The sequence below is a fragment of the Flavobacterium piscis genome, from assembly GCF_031457575.1.
Classification (GTDB): domain Bacteria; phylum Bacteroidota; class Bacteroidia; order Flavobacteriales; family Flavobacteriaceae; genus Flavobacterium; species Flavobacterium piscis_A.
Genome location: NZ_JAVDWQ010000001.1, coordinates 573,826 through 594,761 on the forward strand (window position 1 = coordinate 573,826; position 20,936 = coordinate 594,761).

The window sequence follows — 20,936 nt, forward strand, 5'->3', positions numbered from 1 at the left end:
CATCACAAAGAATAAAATTTTAAACTTACATTTGAGCCCTAACCTAAAACTTTTTTTATGAAAAAAATAGTATTTGCTTTGCTGCTTTTTACAGGAATTACTTTTGCTCAGGACATGAATGTTTTTAAGGGCAATTTCGATTTTATCAAAAATCAGAAAGAAATTAATATTGAATTTGATTATAGTGATTTCACTATGATGAAAGAGAATAAAACGGAGAAGCAATATGTGGAAGAAAGGACTGCCGAGTTAAACGAAAAATACAAAGGAAACGGCAATATCTGGCAAAAGAAATGGCATTCTGCCAGGGAATTAATCTGGACTCCCAAATTTTTGGAATTAATAAATATTGTGCTGCAAAAAGAAAAAAAAGACCTGAATTTTCAGGAAGGGTTAAGTACTCCTTATACATTGATTGTAAAAACTACCTGGCTATATCCAGGTTGGGATGCCGGAATTATGAAACAGCCTGCTAAAGTTTCTACCAATTTAAAATTTGTTGAAACAGCCAATAAATCGAATGTATTATTGGAAATTACAAGTGAAGAAGCACCCGGAGACCAATGGGGAAGCAATTTTAGTAATGAATCCAGAATTGGAGAAGGTTATGCTAAAACAGCAAAATCCCTTGCTAAACTGATTGCGAAAAAAGCGTACAAATAATATTAAAGAACAAAGCCCTGATTATTCAGGGCTTTGTTCTTTTTGCATATTGAGTAAATAGGCCATATTCTTGATTACATGGTCGTGTTTTTTTACAAAAGGATTGTCTTCATTCCAGACATATCCCGCTAAAACAGCACATATTTTCTCTTTTACTTCTGGGTTTTCCGGTTGATGAAAAAACAACGTTTGCAAATTTCCGGTGTACCATTCTTTTACATAAGTAGTAAAAACGGCGATTCCGCGTTTCATGTAACCTGTAAATTCAGTTTCCCAATCAACTTCAATTCCTTTCGATTCTTTAAGGTATAATTTTGCGGCAAGCATTCCGGACTCGGTTGCAAAGGCAACTCCTGATGAAAAAACAGGATCTAAAAATTCAGAGCTGTTTCCGGTTAGGGCAAAACCCTCACCATACATTCTTTTTACGGCTCTTGAATAATTTTCGAGTTTAACCGGTTCAAATAAAAACTCCGTTCCCTGAAATCTTTTGATATAATAATCCGAAAGCTGAATTGCATTTTTCAAAGCCTCGGCATTGTCTTTGTTTTCTGAAAGCGAATTGATAAAATCTGTCGGGCCCACAACTCCTAAACTCGTATTTCCATTTGAAAACGGAATTACCCATAACCACACTTCGGTTTCGAGAATATCAAATGAAATCTGAGTCCCTTCCTCTCCTTCAGGCCTGTTAATATCTTTTACGTGGGTAAATATCGAGGAATGCGGATCAAGTTGTGAGGGTGTGTCCAAATCTAAAAGTCTTGGCAAAACACGTCCGTATCCACTGGAATCAATAATGAATTTCGCATGGATTTCTTTTAAATTTCCATCCTTATCTTTTACAATCGTTTTAGAATTTTTTCCTTCAAAAGAAACTTCCAATACCTCCGATTCAAATTCCAGATCAATCCCTTTTCTAATAACTTCCTGCGCCATCGTATTATCAAAATCAGCTCTTGGCACCTGCCAGGTCCAGTCCCAGCCTTCTCCGAATTTTTTACTAAAGTCAAAAACACAAATTTCTTCGCCTCTTATAAATCGCGCACCTAATTTTTTCTCAAAATTCATGGCATCGAGACTATCAAAAAGTTCCGCTTCTGCAAAATGATCCATTACTCTCGGAATAAGGCTTTCGCCAACAACAAGTCTTGGAAAGTTTGTTTTTTCAACCACTTTTACCTTAATATTGTTCTTATGCAGATACGAGGCTGAAACGCATCCTGAAGGTCCCGCACCAATCACTAAAACATCCACAAACTCCTTTGTCATAATAGAAATGTTATGATTTATTTAACTTACATTTGCCATCATCAAAATAACCACATTTATTTTGATAAATAAAATTAAATTAGCACAATCAAAACCAGTTTAATGAATACAATTAATGAATATTTAAGTTTAGCAGAATTTGAGTCTATTATCTTTGGAAACAATAAGGTTGTCATAAGCGATTTAGTGCTTAATCGGGTAAATGAAAGCTTTAATTTTCTAAAAGAATTTTCAGGAAACAAAATAATATATGGTGTAAATACTGGTTTTGGACCTATGGCACAATATAGGATTAAAGAATCTGACCAAATTCAGTTGCAATATAATTTAATCAGAAGCCACTCATCAGGAACAGGAAAACCACTGAGTCCGGTTTGTGCAAAAGCAGCAATTTTAGCTCGCTTAAATACACTTTCATTAGGAAATTCAGGAGTTCATCCATCAGTAATCCATTTGATGGCAGAATTGATCAACAGAGATATCACGCCTTTAATTTTTGAACACGGCGGCGTTGGTGCCAGCGGCGATTTAGTACAATTATCACATTTAGCCTTAGTATTAATTGGCGAAGGCGAAGTTTTTTATAAAGGAGACAGAAGACCAACTCCGGAAGTTTTTGAAATTGAAGGTCTGCAACCCATTCAGGTAGAAATCAGGGAAGGTCTGGCTTTAATCAACGGAACGTCGGTTATGACCGGAATTGGAGTGGTAAATGTTCACCACGCTAACAAATTATTAGACTGGTCATTAAAATGTTCTTGCGCCATCAACGAATTGGTTCAGGCATACGATGATCATTTTTCGCAGGAATTAAACCAAACCAAACGCCATAAAGGACAACAGGAAGTCGCTGCAAGAATGAGACAAAATCTTTCTGACAGTACTTTGATCCGTAAAAGGGAAGACCATTTATATTCTGGAGATAACACTGAAGAAATCTTTAAAGAAAAAGTTCAGGAATATTATTCATTACGTTGTGTGCCACAAATTTTAGGGCCGGTTTTAGAAACTATCAATAATGTGGCTTCTATTCTGGAAGACGAATTTAACTCGGCAAATGATAACCCGATTATCGACGTAAAAAACAAACACGTTTATCACGGGGGAAATTTCCATGGCGATTATATTTCGCTTGAAATGGATAAACTGAAAATTGTGATTACCAAATTAACGATGCTGGCAGAACGTCAATTGAATTATTTACTGAATTCAAAAATCAACGAAATTTTGCCTCCATTTGTCAATTTAGGAACATTAGGATTTAATTTCGGAATGCAGGGTGTTCAGTTCACAGCCACCTCAACAACTGCCGAAAGCCAAATGTTATCAAACCCAATGTATGTTCACAGTATCCCAAACAACAATGACAATCAGGACATTGTAAGTATGGGAACAAATGCCGCAGTGATTACCTCAAAAGTTATCGAAAATGCTTTTGAAGTTCTAAGCATTGAAATGATTACCATTGTTCAGGCAATTGATTATTTGGGTCAGAAAGATAAAATTTCATCGGTTACCAGAAAATGGTATGATGATGTTAGAAATATCATTCCTGTATTTAAAGAAGATCAGGTGATGTATCCTTTTGTACAAAAAGTAAAAGATCATTTGATAAACAATTAAGATTTTATTTCCAGTATTAATATTGAACCTTAAAAATTATGAAAAAACCACTTATTTTTTTGTTGTCATTCTTTATTCAATTTGTTAATAGTCAAGAACTGGCACTAGTAAAAAAGAATTCAAAAATTGGATATATTTCTAAAGACGGATCTTTTAAAATCGAACCGCAATACAAATCTGCCAGAAGTTTTTCTGAAGGTCTCGCTGCTGTAGAAAAAGACGGAAAATGGGGCTTTATCGATACTAAAGGAACATGGGTAATTCCTGCCGGTTTTAAAGATGCCAAAGATTTTAACAGCGGTATTGCCATTGTGCAAAGAGACAAGGAATGGGTCTATATTAATACAAAAGGAGAAGTTCTAACGGCACCTGCTTCTGAAAAATTATTTGATTTTAACGATGGCGTAGCTTTTATCAGACAGAACAATAAAGTTGGCTTAATCAGTTCAAAAATGGTTGTTGTTTTAGAACCAAAATACGATCAGATCAAGCCTTTTGAAAATGGTTTTGCCAGAGTTGAACTAAATAAAAACTGGGGAATTATAAACACAGCCGGTACAGAATTGGTTGAACCTGCGTATGCAGAAATCGGAAATTATTTCAAAAATACAACCTGGGCAAGAAAAGACAAAACTTTCGGAATTGTTAGTGCCGGGAAATTTATTCCGGTTGACGGAGCCGAAAAAATCTGGGATTTTGAAACGCAGGATTTGACTTATGCCAAGAAGAACGGAAAAATTGGATTTATAGACTTAAAAGGAAATTGGGTAATTACTCCTATATATGATAAGGCGAAAGCTTTCTCAAAAAATTTAGCTCCCGTTTGTGTAGGATCTAAATGGGGATACATCAATCCAAAAGCAGAATTTATTATACCGCCAACTTATAGTGATGCAGAAATTTTTAGTGCAAACGGGCTTGCCCCTGTAAAAGAAAAAAACTGGGGTTTTATTAATGAGGCAGGAAAAATAGTAATCCCAACACAATATGGTATTACAGCAAACGGACTTATAGCCCTTTTTGTACAGCAGGACAAAGGATTCATTAATGGTATCGCCAGAGTAAAAAATGAAGGAAAATGGGGTTTTCTAAAACCAGACGGTACTGTTTTAGGTAACCAGTGGTTTGAAAATGCTGAATTATTTTCAAAAACAACAGAAAAAAGCAACACAAGTGAAGCCGTAGCTGAAAAGCCAAAAGCTGAAACAAAGCCAGCTACAAAACCAGTCAATAAAAAAAAGAAATAATATTTATCTCCTATAAAAACAAACTCAATATATGAAATCGCCACTAATAAAATTGTGCCAGTAAACCAATTAAAAAAAGCGATAACATATAGACCAGTAAAAAATAAACTCCACATATATGAAATGTGTATTAGTAACAGGCGGTTCAAGGGGTATTGGAAGTGCTATTTGTAAAAAATTAGCCGTTGAATCTGATTATCATATTCTGATCAACTATCATTCAAACAAAACTGCTGCCGGGGAAACACTTCAGGAAGTACAAAGATTAGGAGCAACCGGAGAGATTTTGGGTTTTGATGTTTCGAATTTTGAGGAAGTGCAAAAAACGTTAACAGAATGGCAGGAAGCTAATCCGGAAGCGATTGTAGAGGCAATTGTAAACAATGCAGGAATTACAAAAGACGGTCTTTTTATGTGGATGACTCCCGAAGACTGGAACGGCGTTGTCAATACAAGCCTGAACGGATTTTTTAATGTGACGCAATTCTTCATTCAGAAAATGTTACGCAATAAATATGGCCGAATCGTAAATATGGTTTCCGTTTCGGGCGTAAAAGGAACAGCAGGACAAACGAATTATTCCGCTGCAAAAGGCGCAATTGTTGCCGCTACAAAAGCACTGGCCCAGGAAGTAGCCAAAAGAAATATTACGGTTAATGCTGTAGCACCGGGTTTTATCAGAACGGATATGACGAGTCAGTTAGATGAAAAAGAATTATTAAAGCTAATTCCGGTAAATCGTTTTGGCGAAGCTGAAGAGGTTGCAGATTTGGTAAGCTTTTTGATTTCAAAAAAATCGAGTTATATTACCGGCGAAATTATCAACATAAACGGAGGAATATATTCTTAAAATTCTAACACATAGAAACATAGGTTTTAGATGCAAAAGTGTACAAAAAAAGGAATAGATTTCTTTATTATAGAATACTATATTTTTTGCAAATAAGTAAAACGCCTTTTTTTTGAATTTGCAAAAACTATGATTTTAGCCTGCACTGAGCGTAGTCGAAGTGTTAAAAAAAATTACACGTAACGGAAAAAATTACTTTAAAAGAAGATGAACAGGAGAGTTGTAATTACTGGAATGGGAATTTATTCCTGCATCGGAACTTCGCTGGATGAAGTTAAGGATTCATTGTACAATGGAAAATCCGGTATTCAGTTTGATACTGAAAGAAAAGAATTTGGTTTTCAGTCTGCTTTGACCGGAATGGTTCCAAAACCTGATTTAAAAAATTTACTGACACGCAGACAACGCATGAGTATAGGTGAAGAAACCGAATATGCTTATATGGCTACTATTGAAGCGTTGAAAAATGCGAATATAGATGACGCCTTTTTTGACAATCGCGAGGTTGGGATCATGTACGGAAATGATAGTGTTTCTAAAGCTATTATTGATGCTACCGATATTGTTCGTGAGAAAAAAGACACTGCTTTGATAGGTTCAGGAGCTATTTTTAAATCGATGAATTCTACGGTTACGATGAATTTGTCTACCATTTTTAAACTCCGCGGAATCAACCTTACCATAAGTGCTGCCTGTGCAAGTGGTTCACATTCTATAGGACTGGCATATTTTTTAATAAAAAGCGGTTTTCAGGATATTATTATTACCGGAGGCGCACAGGAAATCAACAAATTCGCCATGAGCAGTTTTGATGGTTTAGGTGTTTTTTCTAATAGGGAAAATGAACCTGAAAAAGCTTCCAGACCTTTTGATGCTGACCGAGACGGATTAATTCCGAGTGGTGGTGGGGCAACTTTAATCCTGGAAAGCTACGAATCTGCAATAGCCCGTGGTGCAACCATTATTGCTGAAGTTTCAGGTTACGGATTTTCATCAAACGGAGGGCATATTTCGACCCCAAATGTTGATGGCCCTTCAATTGCCATGCAGAGAGCACTTGATGATGCCCGGTTAAAAGCTACAGACATCGAATATATCAATGCTCATGCCACATCAACTCCGGTTGGAGACGGAAACGAAGCCAAAGCCATTTTTGAAGTTTTTGGAGAAAAAAACCCGCACGTAAGCTCTACAAAATCAATGACAGGCCATGAATGCTGGATGGCCGGAGCCAGCGAAGTGATCTATTCTATTATCATGATGCAAAATGATTTTATAGCCCCAAACATCAATTTGGAAAACCCGGATGAAGACGCTGCTAAATTAAATTTGGTCAAAACTACTTTAAACAAAAAATTTGATATATTTTTGTCCAATTCCTTTGGGTTCGGAGGAACCAATTCTGCATTGGTAGTAAAAAAGTTTAAATTAGACGATGAATAAAGAAGAGATTATAACAAGAATTAATGGTTTTTTGGTTGATGAGTTTGAAGTTGACAATGATGAGATTGAACCAGATGCTAATTTAAAAGATACACTTGGACTGGACAGCCTTGATTATGTTGACCTTGTCGTTTCTATCGAAGCTAATTTTGGCGTAAAACTAGTTGAAGTTGATTTTGTCGGAATTGCTACTTTCCAAAATTTCTATGACCTTATTGAAACCAAAATAAAAGCCAAAACTGCTTAATGAGTCAATGGGACGGGAAATCAAAAGGGACAGTTTTAGGCTATAGAATATTTGTCTTTTTAATACAAAAAGCAGGTATAAAAGCAGCTTATGTTTTACTTTATTTTGTAGCCTCCTATTATTTCCTGTTCCTGAAAAAAAGTAATAAAGCCATTTTTTATTATTTTAAAGAAAGGCTAAACTATTCTTATTTCAAATCAAAAAAAATGGTATTCAAAAGTTACTATACTTTTGGGCAGACCATTATTGATAAAATCTCGATTTCTGCCGGAATGCGAGATAAATTCACTTATGAATTTGACGGAATCGAAGTGCTGAAAACTCTTTTGGCAGAAAAAAAAGGAGGCGTCTTAATTAGTGCTCACGTAGGTAATTTTGAAATCGCCGAACACTTTTTAGGCGACATTAATATTGATTTCAGCATCAATCTGATCACTACAGATCTGGAGCATTCTGCCATTAAAAATTACCTTGAAAGCCTGGCTCACAAACCCAGCGTTAAATTCATCATCATAAAAGATGATCTTTCCCATATTTTTGAAATCAATGCCGCTTTAGCAAATAACGAATTGGTTTGCTTTACCGGAGACCGCTATTTTGAAGGCACAAAATCGCTTTCTGAAAAAATTATGGGCAAAGAAGCTAATTTTCCTGCAGGTCCGTTTTTAATTGCTTCCCGATTAAAAGTTCCCGTTGTTTTTGTTTATGTAATGAAAGAACCGGATTTACATTATCACTTATACGCCAGAGAAGCCACTGTAAAACATCGTGATGAAAAAGCGCTACTTAAGGAATATATAAAAAGTGTTGAAACTATTCTGCAAAAATATCCCTTGCAATGGTTTAATTATTTCGATTTCTGGAATAATAACTAAAGTATAATCCTTAATTAAAATTAAACAGCCACTCATTTCATACTTTAGTAAACACAAACTAAACCCGCTATGAACTGGAAATCCATAGATTTAGTTGGCTGACTGAAAATCCGCAAGGTTGTAACATTATTTAACCACAAATTACACTAATTTATTTATGAAAATTTGTGTAATTTGTCGCTAATATTTTTTAGAAGCTAAATGCACTAAAGCACATAGTTGTAAACTATATCTGAGACCAATAAAAATATGGAAGAATTTGATTCGGTTATCATAGGTTCCGGTGTTGGGGGTTTAGCAACTGCAATTTGTCTGGCAAGAGCGGGGCAAAAAGTTTTGGTTCTGGAACAGCATTATGTTCCCGGTGGCTGGAGTCACAGTTTTACCTTAAACGGACAACGTTTTAGCCCTGGCGTACATTATGTCGGGCTTTTAGGCGAAGGTGAGCCTACGAACGAATTGTATTGCGGCCTCGGAATTGCCAATGATCTGGTTTTTTTCAGAATGAATAAAAACGCTTACGAACATTGTTGTATTGGCAACGAAACTTTTGATTTACCTGCCGGAATTGAAAACTTAAAAAACACACTTTCCAGTTATTTTCCTGAAGAAGGAAAAAACATTCATGAGTATCTTTCTTTAGTTCAAAAAGTAAATGAGGAATTACAGCTCATTCCAAAACTGAAAGGATTTTGGCAAAAAATAACCGTGCCGTTCAGAACTAAACATTTTGGCAAATTTGCTTTATTTTCGTTAAAAAAAGTTATTGGCTGGCATATTAAAAATCCGATGCTGAAAGCCGTTCTGAATATTCAGTGCGGCGATCATGGTCTTTCGCCAAACCGCGCCTGTTTTCCTGTACATTGTTCGGTCATGGGGCATTATTTTAATGGCGGCTATTATCCGATGGGCGGCGGTGGCGGAATCGTAAAAGCCATGACAAACGGAATAAAGAAACATGGCGGAGAAGTTCGTGTACAGCAAAATGTGCAAAAAATCATCATCAAAAATAAAAAGGCAATAGGCGTTCAATTAGAAAACGGTCACCAGATTTTTGCTAAAAACATTATTTCAAATGCTGATCCTTCTACTACTTATCTTCAATTAATTGGGAAAGAACATCTCAGCAATTCACTTCTTAAAAAACTCCAAAAGACCAAATATTCTGTTACATCGCTCATTTTATTCCTGACATTAGATATTGATGTTACCCTTTACGGAATTGATTCCGGAAATTTCTGGCTGATGAAAGACGAAAATGATGACGCCAATTTTGAAGATTTAATGGGCGACACTATAACTTCAGGGGATTTATTTCCGACCGTGTTTATGAGTTGCACAACGCTCAAAGACCCTCCAGGTTTTAACGGACGTTATCATAATTTTGAAATTGTAACGTATGTTAATTACCAACATATTCCTGATTTTTCTGATAACAACGATTACCATTCTGAAGAATATCTTACTTTCAAAGAAAAGATCATCAACAAATTACTGAATAACGTGGAGAAAGTTATTCCGAATGCCAAAAACCATATCGTTCAAGCCGAATTAGGAACACCGAAAACCAATCAGTTTTATATTAATTCGACTAACGGAAATGTGTACGGAACGGAGAAAACCCTGAATCAGGTTGGCCCCTTTTCGTTTAAGAACAAATCTGAAATTGAAAACCTGCATCTCTGCGGAGCCTGCACTTTATCCCATGGTGTAACCGGAGCGACATATTCCGGCGTTGCAGCGGCGGCTTCTATTTTAAATTGTAGTTCAGATGATTTATTGATAGAAGATTCCGGGCAAAAAATACGGATTTACGATGCCGAAGATTCATCCACCTGGCCAGACTGGGTACACACCAAACGAACTGACAAAATCCGTAAATTCGTTTAAAAAAAATACTTATTTTTGTTGCCTACCAAAGCCAAAAACCTAAATGAAAAATGTTCTTGTCATTTATTATACACAATCCGGGCAGCTCGGATCGATTGCGCAGAATATTGCAAAACCGTTTCTGAATTCTGAGGACATAAAAGTAACTTTTTACGAAATTCAACTGGAGAAACCATTCCCTTTTCCCTGGAATAAAGAGGCTTTTTTTGACGCTTTTCCGGAATCCTTTCTTCAAATTCCGACCGGATTAAAACCGGTACCGCAAGAGATTTTAGATACAAAATATGATTTGATATTATTTCATTATCAGGTTTGGTATTTATCACCTTCCATTCCTGTTAACTCTTTTTTGAAAAGTGAAGAAGGGAAAAAAATAATGAACAACACTCCTGTTATTACCATAAGCGGTTCGCGTAATATGTGGATAATGGCACAGGAAAAAATTAAGGTTTTACTAAAAGAAGCCAATGCACAACTGGTAGGAAATGTGGCATTAGTTGACAGGGTTGGAAATTTAATCAGTGTCATTACCATTGTTGAATGGATGTTTTCCGGAGTGAAAAAAAAATATCTGGGGATTTTTCCGTTACCCGGTGTTTCAGAAAAAGACATTCAGGAATCTGATAAATTCGGAGAAGTGATGCTTTCTGAATTCAATCAAAATAATTTTACGCAATTACAGCCTAAGTTAGTTGGAATTGGAGCCATAAAAATTAGCCCATATTTAGTTACGGTTGACAAAACGGCAAATAAAATTTTCAATAAATGGTCTACTTTGATTTATAAAAACCATAAAAAAAGAAAACAACTGCTTAAAGTATTTTACGTTTATTTATTCCTGGCAATATGGTTAATCTCGCCAATAGTGTATATATTGCACCTGATTACCTACCCATTTAAATTAAAATCCATAAAAAAACAAACTCTGTATTATCAGGGAGTTTAGAAATTAGATTATGTTTGAAGTATATATTACCAAAGCCGCAAAATATTTGCCTAATGAAGCTGTTTCAAATGATGAAATGGAAGATTATCTGGGACTTATTAATGATACCGCTTCAAAAGCAAGACGTATTATTTTGCGCAACAATAAAATTACAAGCCGTTACTATGCTGTTGACAAAACAGGCAAAAGTACACATACAAATGCTGAATTAACCCATAATGCAATTGTACAGTTATTTGATGAAAACTTTACGCCGCAGGATTTGGAGGTACTTTCATGCGGAACCTCAACGCCTGATATTTTTTTGCCATCACATGCCGCAATGGTTCACGGTTTACTAAAAAATAAATCGGTAGAATTAAACTCTTCAACCGGTGTTTGTTGTGCCGGAATGAATTCATTAAAATATGGTTTTCTGTCGATAAAATCAGGAAACTCAAATAATGCAATCTGCACAGGATCTGAAAAAGTGTCGACCTGGCTGGCCGCTCAAAAATACAATCACGAGATTACTAATTTAAAAAACCTCGAAGAACAGCCAATCATCGCTTTCAAAAAAGATTTTTTACGCTGGATGTTATCTGACGGTGCGGGAGCTTTTTTATTAGAAAATAAACCGAGAGGTGCTGTTTCTTTAAAAATCGAATGGATGGAAGCATTTTCGTATGCTTTCGAATTAGAAACCTGCATGTACGCCGGAGGTGATAAATTAGAAAACGGAGAAATTAAATCCTGGAGCGATTATGCCCCGGAACACTGGTTGAACGAATCCGTTTTTGCTATTAAACAAGATGTCAAATTGCTGGATGAATTTATACTTGTCAAAGGAGCAGAAAGTATGAAGGATGCCATGTCTAAAAATAATATCACACCAGACCATATTGATTATTTTATTCCTCACGTCTCTTCTAACTTTTTTGTGGAAGGATTAAAAAAAGGTCTGACTGAAAAAGGAATTGGGATGGCTGATGAAAAATGGTTTATGAATCTTTCAAAAGTTGGAAATGTAGGCTCTGCCTCTATTTATTTAGCTTTAGAAGAATTAATGAATTCAGGAAATCTCAAAAAAGGCAACCGTATTCTTTTATCAGTTCCTGAAAGCGGAAGATTTTCTTTTGCGTATGCGTATTTAACTGTTTGCTAATGAAAACAATTTTACTTTTAGAAAAAGAAGCTGTCGAAAATTTATTGCCACAAAAGTTTCCTTTTGTAATGGTTGATACAATGTATTCGTTTACCAAATCGTCATTGGTCTCCGGATTAAAAATTCAAAATGATACTATTTTTATTGACAATGGCACTTTTCTGGAAGCAGGTTTAATTGAACATATGGCGCAATCGGTAGCCTTACATACCGGTTATGATTTTTTTTTAAGAAATGAAATTGCACCAACAGGTTACATTGGCTCAATTAAGGATATTGAAATTAAAAAACTGCCTAAAATCAACGATACGATTCAGTCAACGGTGACCATTTTACAGGAATTTGCCGGAATTACTCTGGTCAATATTGTGACTTCCCTAAATAACGAAGAAATTGCCAGCGGGCAAATGAAAACCGTTTTAGCCCAATAATGCAAAGTATGAATCCTGCAGTCGACATACAAAATTATTTACCGCACCGTTCACCAATGCTGATGGTCGATTTAATTTTGGAGATAGAATCCGACTTCGTAGAAACAATATTTTTAATAAAAGAAGATAATATTTTTGTTGATAATAACATTTTTATTGAAGCTGGCTTAATCGAAAATACAGCTCAAACCTGTTCCTCCATCGTTGGAAAAAAGTATTTTTTTGAGGATGACGGAACAGAAAATGAAAATGTAAACGTTATTGGTTTTATCAGTGCTTTAAAAAACCTGAAAATATATATGTTGCCAAAAGTTGGAGATTCAATTATCACCAAGGCAACTTTGGTTTCAAAATTTGCAGGCGACAATTATACGTTGTGTACCATGAGCTGCCAAAGCTTATTAAAAGACAAAATACTTTTAGAATGCGAAATTAATTTGTTCATTCAAAAAACAATTTCGACTGTTTCATAATTAATTCAGTAAAAAATGAAAAAAACAATTTCTTTATTGCTGCTTTTTCTATCAGCCCTTGTGTACTCTCAAGAAAATGATGATTTCACACAACGTTTAAAAGCAATAAATACTTCCAATGTTGTTTATTATAATGTCGAAGGAGTTGATTTTTCAAGTCAAACCTATAATTATGATTTTTCTGAAAAGTCATTAAAAAAGATTTATAAAAAATTCAATATAAAAGACAGCGATTTAAAAAATAAAGAGAAATTTCTTTCAAACAATAACTTACATATTGTTAAAACAAAAAATATTACAGAAAATTTAGTTCAGACAAATTCCTATTATTTTGTAGAAGATAATAGTAAAACCATTACCATTGTTTGGTTTGGTTACTACAATAAACCAGATGAGGATTTTGAAAAACAATATATAAACCGGATTTTAAAGAATGAAATACCAAAAGATGTTTTTGAATCAATGAATATTGACTCCATCGGTTTTGCAGGAAGAAAGATCAAGCTCGGAAATAATTGTTCCTGGACAAATGTTAATACCGTTCAATGCCCTTATAACGGAGAAATGAATTGGTCTATTCATAAAAATATTGAAAGTGCCAAAACTTCGGTTGAAAACCAATTCACTGTTACAAAAAGCAAGAATGGGATAAAAATTATTTCAGAAGAACAAACTGCTGTCATATTTGAAGGAACCGAAACTACTGCAAAAAAAGTTGTTTTTGATTTTTCAGGGATGAAATCATTATTGGCAGGAATGTCTGGCGGAAAAACTTTGACTGTTTTTTATGTTGCAGAAAAGGTAAGAGATAATTTTGTAAGTTGTGTTATGAGTTTTTGGAACAACGATAATTTGTCCAAAAACGGCTTAGCACCATTATTAGAAAAAGTAATGCACCTTAAAAAATAAACTCTCATGGAAAAAGAAAAAGTACCACAAGACAAGGGTAATCTAACCAAAAATAATCTGAAAGAATTGTTATATGCTACCGATGAAAATGGTGAGTATACCACAACTTTAAGTACGGGATGGGAACCGAAAACCATTGCACTTTCCAATTCTATAGATGAAATAAACGAACGAATTGCCGAAGCAAAACAACAAGTCCAAAATGGCGAAGTAAGTCCGATTTGTTATTATATGGAACTTAATAAAATGGATCTTCCTATTTTGGCAAGCTATGTTGGCCTATGGAAATGGCGGGTAAAAAGACATTTTAAACCAGCGGTTTTCGCCAGATTAAGCGATACCATTTTACAAAAATATGCCGATGCTTTTGAAATTTCAATAGCCGAATTAAAAAATATCAAAACGGATTAATGAAAACGAAATTCACCCATCATCAATCTGCTCATTGCGAAAATGGAGTGGCATCCAACCTATTAAAAAACAGCGGACTGAACATCAGCGAACCGATGATTTTTGGAATTGGTTCGGGGCTTTTATTTGTGTATTTGCCTTTTATAAAAGTGAATCACGCACCGGCTATCAGTTACAGAACATTGCCCGGACAAATTTTTAATAAGGTTGCAAGCCGTTTACATTTAAAAATCAAAAGGCAAAAATTCTCTTCTGTAAGCGATGCCAACAAAGCTTTAGAAGAAAATTTGAAAAATAATATTCCAACCGGGTTACAAGTCGGAGTTTACAACCTGAGTTATTTTCCGGATGAATACCGCTTTCATTTCAACGCACACAATTTAGTAGTTTACGGAAAAACCGAAACTGATTATTTAATCAGCGATCCCGTAATGGAAACCGTTACGACTTTAACTCATACGGAACTGGATAAAGTGCGTTTTGCAAAAGGCGCTTTTGCCCCAAGAGGCCAAATGTATTATCCAATTCATATTCCTGCAGAAGTCAATTTAAAAAGCGCCATCATAAAAGGAATCAAAAGTACCTGTCGAGATATGCTGGCACCAGTACCAATTGTTGGGGTACGTGGAATTAAATTAGTATCCCGCCGAATTAGAAAATGGCCTGTAAAACACGGTGTCCGAAAAGCCAATCATTACCTGGCACAAATGGTGCGCATGCAGGAAGAAATTGGTACCGGAGGCGGTGGTTTTCGTTTTATTTATGCCGCCTTTTTGCAGGAAGCTTCGGTTATTTTGAATAATGAAGAATTGAAGGTACTATCAAAAGAAATGACAGAAATTGGAGATTCATGGCGCGATTTTGCTGTTGAAGCCTCCCGAATTTATAAAAACAGAAGCGCCAAAGAAGATGCTTACAATGCCATTGCTGATGATCTTTTGGACATCGCCAACAGAGAAGAAATCTTTTTTAAAAAATTGAAAAAAGCAATCAGTTAAGATATTTTGCAACCCATTATAAAAATAGAATCCCTTTCGAAAAAGTACAAAGATGCAGAAATGTATTCTTTGAACGATGTTTCGCTGGAAATAAATGAAGGCCAGATTTTTGGATTATTAGGTCCGAATGGCGCCGGAAAAACTACTTTAATTTCAATGCTCTGCGGTTTGATCAAACCAACTTCAGGACATTTTACAATCGATGATTTAAATTACACACATCATGCATCCAAAATCAAAAAAATAATTGGCGTTGTCCCTCAGGAATATGCTTTGTATCCAACGCTGACAGCCCGCGAAAATCTGCATTATTTTGGAAGTATGTACGGTTTAAAAGGTTCAGACCTGAAAGATAAGGTAATTGAAACTTTAGACCTTTTGGGATTATTAAAATTTGCTGACAAACGCATTGAAACTTTTTCAGGCGGAATGAAACGACGTGTCAATTTGATCGCCGGAATCCTGCACAACCCGAAAGTTTTATTTTTGGATGAACCTACTGTTGGTGTTGATGTTCAGTCTAAAAATGCCATTTTAGATTATCTGAAAGTTTTAAATCAAAACGGAACTACAATTATTTATACATCGCACCATTTGGCTGAAGCCGAAGATTTCTGCACCAATATTGCCATTTTAGACCGTGGCAAAATTTATGCAAAAGGAACACCATCAACCTTAATTGAGACTACTGAAAATGCCAGAAATCTCGAAGATGTTTTTATTTCATTAACCGGTAAAGACTTGCGAGATGATATATAAAATTTGGATGTCAATAGTAAAAGAATTTTTGCTGCTTAAACGTGATCTGGGCGGATTAATTATTCTGTTTATTATGCCATTAGTTCTTGTCATCACGGTAACTTTAATTCAGGACAGTACTTTTAAAACCGTAAGCGATTCTAAAATTCCGATTTTATTGGTTGATAACGACCAGGGTTCCGTTTCGAAAACGGTTTTTGAAAATCTTGAAAAAAGTCAATTGTTCAGCGTTGTTACTCAAATCGACAACAAACCCATTACGGAAGAAATTGCCAGAGAAAATGTCTACAAAGGAAAGTTTCAACTGGCGATTATAATTCCAAAAAACCTGAGCATTGATTTACAAACCAAAGTCGATCAGAATGTAGAAAACATTGTGAGTAAAATAGGTTTAACAGAAACGGATAGTACTGCACAAACCGAAAAGGCAGTAATTAAAGAAAAAGAAGTGAAATTGTATTTTGATCCGGCTGTACAGATGAGTTTCAAAAATGCGGTGATGAGCTCAATCGATAAAATGATTTCCCAAATCGAAACCAAATCAATTTATACTACTTTTCAAAATCAGCTTGGCGAAGAAAATACCCAATTCGAGCAAAAAAGTTTTATCACTTTCAAAGAAATAATTCCAAAAATCAATAATAAAGAAGTGTTGCCAAATTCGGTACAGCACAACGTACCGGCCTGGACACTTTTTGCCATATTTTTTATTGTGATTCCGTTGTCCATCAATATTGTAAAAGAAAAATCGCAGGGCACATTTGTTAGGTTATTGACCAATCCTGTCTCCAACTTAATTGTCATCATTGGGAAAACCATTACGTATTCTGTTATCTGTATGATTCAGTTTTATATGATGGTAGCTGTCGCAATTTTCTTGTTTCCACACATTGGTCTTCCTGCGTTAAATATTGAAGGGCATTTATTTTTAATGAGTGTGGTCGCTTTATTTTCAGGTTTTGCCGCCATTGGTTTCGGAATTTTATTAGGAACAATTGCGAGTACACAGGAACAATCAGCTCCATTTGGCGCGACAAGTGTGATCATTTTAGCTGCTATTGGAGGCGTTTGGGTTCCGGTTTTCGCCATGCCGAAAATTATGCAGCTTATTGCCAAATCATCGCCTATGAATTGGGGACTGGAAGCTTTTTACGATGTTTTATTGCGCAACGTTTCTTTCCTTGAAATCATTCCAAAAATAAGTTTGCTATTTTTGTTCTTTATAATCACAACTTCCATTGCCTTATTTTATGACAAAAAGAAAAGAACAGTATAACGAAGCCACAAACCTGACTGTTTCGCATGAAATCCGAATTCGTTTTAACGAAACTGATCCGCTGGGAATCGTTTGGCACGGCCATTATATTACCTATTTTGAAGACGGAAGAGAAGCTTTTGGACGCCAACACGGACTTACCTATTTAGATATTGCTGCAACAGGTTATACAACTCCAATTGTAAAATCAAAATGCGAACATAAATTATCATTACGTTACGGCGATGTAGTGACAATTGAAACAACTGTTGCCGAAACACCCGCAGCGAAGATAATTTACCGTTTTAAAATTATTGATGCAAAAGGTGAAGTGGCCTGCACCGGAGAAACCGTTCAGGTATTTTTAGATAAAGAAGGCAATTTGATGCTGACGAATCCTCCTTTTTATGAGGAATGGAAACGTAAAGTGGGATTATTAAAGTAAAAACATTTTAACCATAAAACAACATGAAGCTAACCAGCAAATTTATTTTTTTAATCTTATTTCTATGTTTACTTAGTTGTAACAAAAATGGAGTTGAAGATTCAAACCTATATTACGGTAACAATAATTATTATATTCCTGCTTTAATAATAGATACTGACAAAGTTTTAAATAATCCAGAAATAGAAAAACTAATAAAAGGATATTATTCAGATGATAAAAAGATAGAAGGAAAAATTAAAACCATATTAAATTACAACCATAAACCTTATAAGATCGTTTATTCGGAGAGAGAACAACTAACTGGAAATATTGATATCAATATTTTAAATTTCGATAAAATCAGAAAAGAGTTTCATCAAAAAATCACAGCATTTAAATCTATACAGAATACAACATCTTTAAAGGATCAAACTATTTATGGATATTATTTTAATCTTGGAAGCTGTGCTCATATTTCCTATATGGATGAGTTAAGTCTTATTTCAAAAGATAAAAAAGGTACTTATTTTTTAACTTCTTTATATAAAAACCAAGTTTCAAGAACTGATACTCTTTTAAAAAAAGAAAATAATTTTGAGAAAAACTATTTAGTTTGGCACGGAATCAACGAACCGCAAACAAAATCTAAACAAATTTTATACGAAACGAAAGATAAAGACATCATTGTTAAAGACCTTGACTATGTGAGTGAAAATGAAGAAAAATATGTTCATTATTATTTTAAACTTGATAAATGACAAGAGAAGTATTTATAAATGAAACCAATTGCATCACGCCTTTAGGATTTGATGTTGACTCCAACATCGAAGCGATTCTTCGCGGTGATTCCGGCATTCAGCTTCATAATGATATTTCTTTGATGCCAATTCCATTTTATGGTTCGGTTATAAGTAATGAAAAAATAAACAGCACTTTTGAAAAAATCAGCACTGAAACAAAATATACCCGCTTAGAAAAAATGATGATTTTGGCTTTAGAGCCGATTATTAAAAGTTCAGGAGTCGAATTGAATTCGAAAACAGCTTTTATCCTTTCGACAACAAAAGGAAATGTTACGGCTTTAAAAGATGATTCTGAAAAGAGTTTTCAAAACGCCCATTTGGATGTTCTAGCAAAAAATATTGCCGATTTCTTCGGATTTAAAACACAGCCAATTGTCGTTTCAAATGCATGTGTTTCCGGAATTTTAGCCGTTTCGGTTGCGAAAAGAATGATTCAGTCTGAGCTTTATGATCAAGTTTTTGTTGTTGCGGGCGATGAAGTATCCGAATTTGTTTTGTCCGGTTTTAATGCTTTTCAGGCAATGAGCGATTTGCCTTGTAAACCCTATTCTAAAAACAGAACCGGTGTAAGTTTGGGCGAAGCAGCCGCAGCGATTTTAATTTCGGCGGAAGCGAAAAATGCTAAAATAAAAGTGATTGGAGACAGTTCAATTAACGATGCGAATCATATTTCCGGACCTTCAAGAACAGGCGAAGGTTTGTTCCGAAGTATTCACAATGCGATGAAAGAAGCGGAAATCAATTCTAATCAAATCGGTTATATTTCAGCACACGGAACGGCAACTCCGTTCAACGATGAAATGGAAGCAATTGCCCTGAATCGTTTAGGTTTGCAAAATGTTCCTGTAAATAGTTTAAAAGGTTTTTATGGTCATACTCTGGGCGCTTCAGGATTATTGGAAACAGTAATCGCGATAGAATCAGCTAATCTAAATATGCTTTTTGAATCGAAAGGTTTTGATGAAATTGGGGTTAGTGAAGCTATAAATGTTATTGAGAAAAATAAAGAAAAGAACATTGAATATTTTTTGAAAACGGCTTCCGGATTTGGAGGTTGTAATACGGCGGTTGTTTTTGAGAAAGTGAAACACTAATTGCACTAATTTTCACGGATTAATTTCTTGAATTTAGTGCTTAATTAAATAAATGGAAAACGACAAAACATTCAAGACAAAAACTGGATTTTGCCACATCCTTCCAGAGAAAATAGTTTTAACTCGAGATGGAATAATTGGAAATATTTCAAAAACAATTGTTGGAAATGGAATGTCAAAAATCTTAATTATTTATTCCGCAGTTGCACTTTTCATGTTTTATAATGCTTTTACATATTTTCAAAATAACCAAAATGGTTCAGCAGTACTATTTAGTTTCTTAGGTGTTTTCTTGATCTATGGAATTATAAAAAGTCTTAACAATTCGGCCACTCCAATAATTGAAAGAAATAAAATTAAAGACGCTCAATTTATTAATGGCAAAAGTGGTTTGACACACACAAGATTTGAAATTATGTTTGAAGATGAAAATGGAAAATTAAAGAAACGTTTAATTATGCTTCCTGGGTCTTTAAATGATGGACAAAATGAAACTGAAAAAGCAGTAGAAATAATGAGAAGCGAAAGAATCCTTAAATCTTAAGTAACTAAATTAGATGAAACTATCGAAATTCATATTTATAACTCTAATCCTTCTTTCATCATTCGGATGCAAAAAGAGAGAAATGTCCGAATCTGATTTTGGAAAAGATGTTTTAAATAGCGTTTTTCTCGAAATTGTAGATTCTATTTATATGGATAGAAGAACTATGTATCCTCCTCCTATGCCGAGGATCGATTTTAAAACCAATAAAGAAGACACAATTGGATATCATGATAAATTAAAAAGATATCAAATTGCACAAGACAGTATTAAAAATGATAAACACAGAATTCTAATTGGCGTTCATGATTTTATAGTAAGCAACGGAATTAACGATAGTAAATTTAATTTGACTCTTTTTAAAAACAACAAAAAATTTGATTTTCAATATGCATCAAAATTTCCTGATCAAATATATTGGGACATAAACGACAAAAAAAGCAAAATGCCTGTTGGCACTATTAAGATTCATAAAATTCATTTCAATAAAACTAAAACATTAGGAACTTTATCTGCGAGTGCATCTTGTGGAGGAGGGAAATGTGGACAAGGATTTGAAATTACAATTGAAAATAAATCTGGGCAATGGCATATTTCAAAAATTGAAAATACTTGGTTATCTTAAATAAATC

The 20,936-nt window shown here is 34.7% G+C and carries 23 protein-coding genes; 22 read left to right on the forward strand and 1 reads right to left on the reverse strand.

Annotated features, from left to right (window positions below; translation table 11 throughout):
- Positions 1 to 57: 57 nt before the first annotated feature.
- Positions 58 to 663: a hypothetical protein gene (locus J2W48_RS02455; protein ID WP_310277522.1), complete on the forward strand. Its 606-nt coding sequence runs from the start codon at positions 58 to 60 to the stop codon at positions 661 to 663.
- Between the two features lie 21 nt (positions 664 to 684).
- Here J2W48_RS02455 and J2W48_RS02460 read toward each other — a convergent pair whose 3' ends face one another.
- Positions 685 to 1,935: an NAD(P)/FAD-dependent oxidoreductase gene (locus J2W48_RS02460; protein ID WP_310277525.1), complete on the reverse strand. Its 1,251-nt coding sequence runs from the start codon at positions 1,933 to 1,935 to the stop codon at positions 685 to 687.
- 102 nt (positions 1,936 to 2,037) lie between these two features.
- On the opposite strand from J2W48_RS02460, the gene flxA reads away from it, so the two are divergent.
- The 21 genes from flxA to J2W48_RS02565 all read left to right on the forward strand — a co-directional run bounded on the left by flxA (position 2,038) and on the right by J2W48_RS02565 (position 20,929).
- Entirely contained in the window at positions 2,038 to 3,558 is a 1,521-nt protein-coding gene (gene flxA, locus J2W48_RS02465; RefSeq protein ID WP_310277528.1) for a flexirubin biosynthesis tyrosine ammonia-lyase FlxA, read from the forward strand.
- A 38-nt stretch (positions 3,559 to 3,596) separates the two neighbouring features.
- Positions 3,597 to 4,805 (forward strand): WG repeat-containing protein, encoded by a 1,209-nt coding sequence (locus tag J2W48_RS02470; protein WP_310277531.1) that lies wholly within the window; start codon positions 3,597 to 3,599, stop codon positions 4,803 to 4,805.
- Between the two features lie 118 nt (positions 4,806 to 4,923).
- Positions 4,924 to 5,655 carry a flexirubin biosynthesis SDR family reductase FlxB gene (flxB, locus tag J2W48_RS02475; protein WP_310277534.1) on the forward strand — a complete coding sequence of 244 codons (732 nt, stop codon included), beginning with the start codon at positions 4,924 to 4,926 and terminating at the stop codon, positions 5,653 to 5,655.
- 207 nt (positions 5,656 to 5,862) lie between these two features.
- Positions 5,863 to 7,098 carry a beta-ketoacyl-[acyl-carrier-protein] synthase family protein gene (locus J2W48_RS02480; RefSeq protein WP_310277537.1) on the forward strand — a complete coding sequence of 412 codons (1,236 nt, stop codon included), beginning with the start codon at positions 5,863 to 5,865 and terminating at the stop codon, positions 7,096 to 7,098.
- Positions 7,091 to 7,345 (forward strand): acyl carrier protein, encoded by a 255-nt coding sequence (locus tag J2W48_RS02485; RefSeq protein ID WP_310277540.1) that lies wholly within the window; start codon positions 7,091 to 7,093, stop codon positions 7,343 to 7,345. The genes J2W48_RS02480 and J2W48_RS02485 overlap by 8 nt, the downstream gene beginning before the upstream one ends.
- On the forward strand, positions 7,345 to 8,220 hold the full coding sequence (locus tag J2W48_RS02490) for an LpxL/LpxP family acyltransferase (protein ID WP_310277543.1): 876 nt from the start codon (positions 7,345 to 7,347) through the stop codon (positions 8,218 to 8,220). Before J2W48_RS02485 ends, J2W48_RS02490 begins: the two co-directional genes overlap by 1 nt.
- A 249-nt stretch (positions 8,221 to 8,469) precedes the next feature.
- Positions 8,470 to 10,110 carry a phytoene desaturase family protein gene (locus J2W48_RS02495; protein ID WP_310277546.1) on the forward strand — a complete coding sequence of 547 codons (1,641 nt, stop codon included), beginning with the start codon at positions 8,470 to 8,472 and terminating at the stop codon, positions 10,108 to 10,110.
- A gap of 43 nt (positions 10,111 to 10,153) precedes the next feature.
- Positions 10,154 to 11,056, forward strand: a complete 903-nt coding sequence (locus tag J2W48_RS02500) for a dialkylrecorsinol condensing enzyme DarA (RefSeq protein ID WP_310277549.1) — start codon at positions 10,154 to 10,156, stop codon at positions 11,054 to 11,056.
- 10 nt (positions 11,057 to 11,066) lie between these two features.
- Positions 11,067 to 12,200: a dialkylresorcinol biosynthesis protein DarB gene (gene darB / locus J2W48_RS02505; protein ID WP_310277552.1), complete on the forward strand. Its 1,134-nt coding sequence runs from the start codon at positions 11,067 to 11,069 to the stop codon at positions 12,198 to 12,200.
- On the forward strand, positions 12,200 to 12,631 hold the full coding sequence (locus tag J2W48_RS02510) for a hotdog family protein (protein WP_310277555.1): 432 nt from the start codon (positions 12,200 to 12,202) through the stop codon (positions 12,629 to 12,631). Before darB ends, J2W48_RS02510 begins: the two co-directional genes overlap by 1 nt.
- An 8-nt stretch (positions 12,632 to 12,639) precedes the next feature.
- The gene (locus J2W48_RS02515) at positions 12,640 to 13,104 is read left to right on the forward strand and encodes a hotdog family protein (protein ID WP_310277558.1); all 465 of its coding nucleotides are present in this window, start codon (positions 12,640 to 12,642) and stop codon (positions 13,102 to 13,104) included.
- A 15-nt stretch (positions 13,105 to 13,119) separates the two neighbouring features.
- Entirely contained in the window at positions 13,120 to 14,013 is an 894-nt protein-coding gene (locus J2W48_RS02520; protein ID WP_310277561.1) for a hypothetical protein, read from the forward strand.
- A 6-nt stretch (positions 14,014 to 14,019) separates the two neighbouring features.
- A complete protein-coding gene (gene DarG / locus J2W48_RS02525) occupies positions 14,020 to 14,424 on the forward strand; it encodes a flexirubin biosynthesis protein DarG (protein WP_310277564.1) in 405 nt (134 codons plus the stop codon).
- A complete protein-coding gene (gene darH / locus J2W48_RS02530; protein ID WP_310277567.1) occupies positions 14,424 to 15,422 on the forward strand; it encodes a BtrH-related acyltransferase DarH in 999 nt (332 codons plus the stop codon). Before DarG ends, darH begins: the two co-directional genes overlap by 1 nt.
- A 60-nt stretch (positions 15,423 to 15,482) precedes the next feature.
- Positions 15,483 to 16,181, forward strand: a complete 699-nt coding sequence (locus J2W48_RS02535; RefSeq protein WP_310277569.1) for an ABC transporter ATP-binding protein — start codon at positions 15,483 to 15,485, stop codon at positions 16,179 to 16,181.
- Complete coding sequence (locus J2W48_RS02540; protein ID WP_310277572.1) at positions 16,171 to 17,457, forward strand: ABC transporter permease; 1,287 nt, start codon at positions 16,171 to 16,173, stop codon at positions 17,455 to 17,457. Before J2W48_RS02535 ends, J2W48_RS02540 begins: the two co-directional genes overlap by 11 nt.
- Complete coding sequence (locus J2W48_RS02545; RefSeq protein ID WP_310277574.1) at positions 17,432 to 17,881, forward strand: acyl-CoA thioesterase; 450 nt, start codon at positions 17,432 to 17,434, stop codon at positions 17,879 to 17,881. Before J2W48_RS02540 ends, J2W48_RS02545 begins: the two co-directional genes overlap by 26 nt.
- Positions 17,882 to 17,904: 23 nt before the next feature.
- Positions 17,905 to 18,621, forward strand: a complete 717-nt coding sequence (locus J2W48_RS02550) for a hypothetical protein (protein ID WP_310277577.1) — start codon at positions 17,905 to 17,907, stop codon at positions 18,619 to 18,621.
- A complete protein-coding gene (locus tag J2W48_RS02555) occupies positions 18,618 to 19,760 on the forward strand; it encodes a beta-ketoacyl synthase N-terminal-like domain-containing protein (RefSeq protein ID WP_310277581.1) in 1,143 nt (380 codons plus the stop codon). The genes J2W48_RS02550 and J2W48_RS02555 overlap by 4 nt, the downstream gene beginning before the upstream one ends.
- 52 nt (positions 19,761 to 19,812) lie before the next feature.
- Complete coding sequence (locus J2W48_RS02560) at positions 19,813 to 20,304, forward strand: phosphoribosylaminoimidazolesuccinocarboxamide synthase (RefSeq protein WP_310277584.1); 492 nt, start codon at positions 19,813 to 19,815, stop codon at positions 20,302 to 20,304.
- A gap of 82 nt (positions 20,305 to 20,386) precedes the next feature.
- Positions 20,387 to 20,929 carry a hypothetical protein gene (locus J2W48_RS02565; protein ID WP_310277587.1) on the forward strand — a complete coding sequence of 181 codons (543 nt, stop codon included), beginning with the start codon at positions 20,387 to 20,389 and terminating at the stop codon, positions 20,927 to 20,929.
- Positions 20,930 to 20,936 lie beyond the last annotated feature (7 nt).